Origin of the sequence: Moraxella oblonga NBRC 102422 (assembly GCF_001598275.1) — a bacterium.
GTDB classification, from domain to species: Bacteria; Pseudomonadota; Gammaproteobacteria; order Pseudomonadales; family Moraxellaceae; genus Moraxella; species Moraxella oblonga.
This window is the reverse complement of sequence record NZ_BCYQ01000075.1, coordinates 1-3,974: the sequence shown is the minus strand read 5'-3', so window position 1 is coordinate 3,974 and position 3,974 is coordinate 1. Positions and strand designations below refer to the sequence as shown.

The 3,974-nt window shown below is 42.7% G+C and carries 4 protein-coding genes; 1 reads left to right on the top strand and 3 read right to left on the bottom strand.

What is annotated here, in order from left to right:
• The 3 genes from MOB01S_RS11820 to asd form a co-directional block, all read right to left on the bottom strand.
• On the bottom strand, positions 1-771 hold a 771-nt coding region (locus tag MOB01S_RS11820), incomplete at its 3' end, for a type IV pilus assembly protein FimV (protein WP_157074001.1).
• A gap of 50 nt (positions 772-821) precedes the next feature.
• A complete protein-coding gene (locus MOB01S_RS11815; protein ID WP_066805762.1) occupies positions 822-2,246 on the bottom strand; it encodes a type IV pilus assembly protein FimV in 1,425 nt (474 codons plus the stop codon).
• Between the two features lie 213 nt (positions 2,247-2,459).
• Entirely contained in the window at positions 2,460-3,599 is a 1,140-nt protein-coding gene (asd, locus tag MOB01S_RS11810; protein WP_066805760.1) for an aspartate-semialdehyde dehydrogenase, read from the bottom strand.
• A 30-nt stretch (positions 3,600-3,629) separates the two neighbouring features.
• Here asd and MOB01S_RS12595 point away from each other — a divergent pair, with 30 nt between their 5' ends.
• Complete coding sequence (locus MOB01S_RS12595) at positions 3,630-3,806, top strand: hypothetical protein (protein ID WP_169798154.1); 177 nt, start codon at positions 3,630-3,632, stop codon at positions 3,804-3,806.
• The last annotated feature ends 168 nt before the right edge of the window (positions 3,807-3,974 follow it).

Sequence of the window (3,974 nt, the reverse complement as noted above, 5' to 3'; positions counted from 1 at the left end):
CGCTGGGGTTGGGTCAAAGTTAAAGTCGGCATCAAGATTTAAACTGTTGTCTTGAACTGGTTTGCTTTCCGCTTTTGGTTCATCAAAGTTAAAGTCATCAAATTCTAGCAACTCGTCATCACTGGCAGTTGTTGCTTTATTGCTAGAAACGTCAAAGTCCAGGTCAAGTAATTCTTCTTGACTGTCATTTGCAGTAGAAACAACTTTTCTGGCTGGTTGAGAAGTAGTCTCTGGTTCAATATCAAATTCAAGCGTATCAATGGTTGGGGCAGGAGCTTTGTTGGCAGCTGAATGTAGAGCTTGGGCTTGTTGTTCTGCCTTTGCCTCTTCATCTAACAAGGACTTGCAAAAGTCTGCCTCTCTGATAGCCTCACCATCACCGATTTCATGGATTTTTTGGTGTAATTGGTTAAAGGCATCATATTGCTTGGTTAAGCCATAAACCTGCAATAGTTTTAGCATTGCTCCCTGATGACGTGGGTTGGTCATCAAGATATTTTTTAATGCACTGATTGCTTCGGGGTAGTTTTGGTTGCTAAGATGTGCCTCAGCCGTTGCCAAAGGGTTGATGTTGTGTGTAGGTTCTGACCGATGAGGCTCATCGTGTGAACGTGAACCTCCCATAACGCCTTTTAAACGTTCTTTTGGGTCAATACCTGAACCATCTGAAATAGAATCATGCTCATTTTGCAACTGCATTTTTCTAAAAACGACAAAGGCAATCGCCGCCACAATAAGTAAAACAACAAAAATAATTATTGCAATTTTCATAATAACTCCAAATTATAAGTCTGTTTGATTGCTTTAGATAAATCAATAAGTTACTGATTTTCTTTTAGGGCTTTCAAACGAGCTTCTAATTCAGCCAGTTTTTGGTTTTGGAGTTGTAGTTTTTGTGTGGCTGTTGAAAGTTCTTGGTTTAGACCATTAACACGTTGAGCGGTACTCACGGTTTGTTGGCGAGTATTTTTTAGCGTGCCAACTAGAGCATTATTGCCACTGGTTTGGCTTTGTGTTGCTTTATTGTTGGTGCCTGTTGCTTTGCCTTGTTGAGTTGGTGTTACCAAGGTCATTTGTGCTCTTGGCAATGGTTTTTTGTTGGCAACTGTCGTGTTATGAGTTGGTTTTTGGGCATGATTACTTCTTGATGCTTTGGCTACGTTGTCAGAGGCTTTACCTGTTTGCTTAGGTTTGCTCTCATGATGGCGTTTGTTGGCAATCGCATCTTGAATGGCTTTTTGAGATGGAATGACATTGTAGCTTGGCAAACTAAGCTTTGCATTGGCTTTAAGGTGGTTGATGTTGCCTTTATTGAAGGCATCTGGGTTAGCTTTATGAATGGCATTCATCACTTCATTGACAGAAACGTTGTTTGCTTTGGCAAGTTGGTTGGCGATGTTCCATAAGCTATCACCACTTTGTACAACATACACGGCACTACCAGTACCAACTTCTGCCGATGAACCTTCTTGATTTTGGGCAAGGGTAGGTTCTTGTGTGGTGGCTGGGGCTGTATCTTGTGGTGCTTGCCCTGCTGGATAAATGCTTTTGGTAACGTGCTCTGTCAAAATATCAATTTGAGTATTTGTGCCTTCTGGTGTGATTTTGGTGAGTACGTCATCGGCTTTTGAAATCACTCTACCACTTGCAGGGTTGTTTGTCGGTTTGGTATTGGTATCCAAACCTGTCAAAGCAGGTTTTGTTTCTGCTTCTGTTGTTGGCGACAATTCTGCTGTTACTGCTGGTGCATCTGGCAGTGTTGGTGTTACCATTGGTAGATTTTGTTGCTCTTCGGTAATGAGTATTGGTGGCAACTCATTGTCAGGAATGGTAAAGGGACTGCTGGTGGGAATTGGCATGAGCAGGGTTTGTGGTTCGATGACTTGCTCGCCATTGTTGTTAAGGTTTAGCACCACGTCCGCAAAAGGTGTGGAAATGGGGGTGCTAGACGTGAGGATAATCTGCCCTGATGACTCCGATGTTGCATTGAACTTAACAGAAATAGGAGCTTCTGGGCTAAGTCCCATTTGTGCATAGATGTCAGCTGTGGCAATGGATACGTTGAAGTTGTTGGCGTCAATGTCAGAGACAGCAATGGTTGCCGACAAAGGTTCGTGCTGTGATGAGTGAATGTCAGCTTGACTTAGAGTAATGGCGTGAGCGTGCAAGCTTACCAACCCAAACAAGGCGGTAAGAATTGCTTGATGAATAAAAGTCATGCGATGAGTTTTTGTGTGCCAAGACATAGCTATCCTTCGGAGTAATCAATCAAAAATACCGAAAAACGGTTTTATAATGCACTTTATAACAAAATATGGCAACAAATGCTAGTGATTTTGATAATTTGCAAATAGACGGTAGTAAATTCTAGATAAAAGGTACCATATTGTACTCATGAGCAAATGAACTGGGTTTGTGGTATGTCATTTGCTCATGATGAGGTATCACATGGTGATGGGTTAAATTCGCCCTTGAATGATGGCAAGCATACGGCGAAGTGGTTCGGCAGCCCCCCACAGAAGTTGGTCGCCCACAGTAAAGGCAGTTAGATACTCACCGCCCATGTTCATTTTGCGAAGACGACCAACTGCCACGTTAAGCGTGCCTGTAACTGCTACTGGTGTTAGGCGTGCCATGCTGTCTGGCTTATTGTTGGGGACGATGTCCAGATAGGGGCTTTTGGCATCAATCAAGGCTTTTTCAATCTCATCAAGCGGAATGTCTTTTTTAAGTTTGATGGTCAAGGCTTGACTATGGCAACGCATTGCTCCAATACGCACGCAAATACCATCAATGTTGATGAGTTCGTTTTCGGCTTTGCCCAAAATTTTGTTAGTTTCGGCTTGACCTTTCCACTCTTCACGAGATTGACCATTGTCAAGCTGGCTATCAATATAAGGAATCAAACTGCCTGCCAACACCGCACCAAAGTGCTGTTTTGGAAATTCATCAGAACGCTGAGTGTCCGCGATGGTACGGTCAATTTCTAAAATGGCGGAGGCAGGGTCTGCCAATTTGTCTGCTACGCTATCATGCAAAACGCCCATGCCTGCGATGAGTTCACGCATATTGTTTGCACCTGCACCAGAGGCGGCTTGGTAAGTCATGGCAGAAACCCATTCTACCCAATCACGGCGAAAAAGCTCACCAATTGCCATCAGCATGAGGCTTACGGTGCAGTTGCCACCGATGAAGTCTTTTTTGCCATTGGCAAGAGCTTCGTTGATGACGTTGCGGTTTACAGGGTCTAGGATAATGATGGCATCATCGTTCATGCGTAGTGAACTTGCTGCGTCAATCCAGTAGCCTTGCCAACCACTCTCACGCAAGGCAGGGTGGACTGCTTTGGTGTAATCACCACCTTGACAAGTGATGATGGCATCGCATTTGGCAAGTTCTGTGATGTCGTTGGCATCTTTTAATGTGCCAGCGTTGGTGATTGCACCGTTAAAATCTGGGGCTTGTCCACCTGCGTTACTTGTTGAGAAAAAAACAGGCGTAATGTGGGCAAAATCGCCTTCTTCAATCATGCGATTCATCAGTACCGAACCGACCATGCCACGCCAACCCACCAAACCTACGGTTAATTTTTCAGCCATATTTTACCCCTTTCATGAATTAAAAATGTGATGAGCTTAAAAAAACATCAAACAGTTAAACTTTATAAATATGCACTTTTATTTACAAAAAATCAAGTATTTTTTGTATTTTTTGCTAAAATTTTTCAAAAATCACCTTTTGTAGGTTTTTACTTACAAAAATTGATGATTTTTGCCAATAGCGAACAACCGTATAAGGTATTATAATGGCAAACGTAAGGACGCTCATACCAACATCAGTACGATGTTTTATTTACCCACAGCCCAGTTTAGACAACTGGGTATTTTTTTGTCTTTTTTAGGTGCAGAAAAAAAAGTGAATGTTTGGTTGGTAATTGAGACGCTCAGTTGAGAGTGGGGCGATTTATTATTTTT

Coding starts and splice junctions, on each gene's coding strand:
- MOB01S_RS12595 (WP_169798154.1), top strand. CDS start 3,630: ATGAGCTTAAAAAAACATCAAACAGTTAAACTTTATAAATATGCACTT.
- asd (WP_066805760.1), bottom strand. CDS start 3,599: ATGGCTGAAAAATTAACCGTAGGTTTGGTGGGTTGGCGTGGCATGGTC.
- MOB01S_RS11815 (WP_066805762.1), bottom strand. CDS start 2,246: ATGTCTTGGCACACAAAAACTCATCGCATGACTTTTATTCATCAAGCA.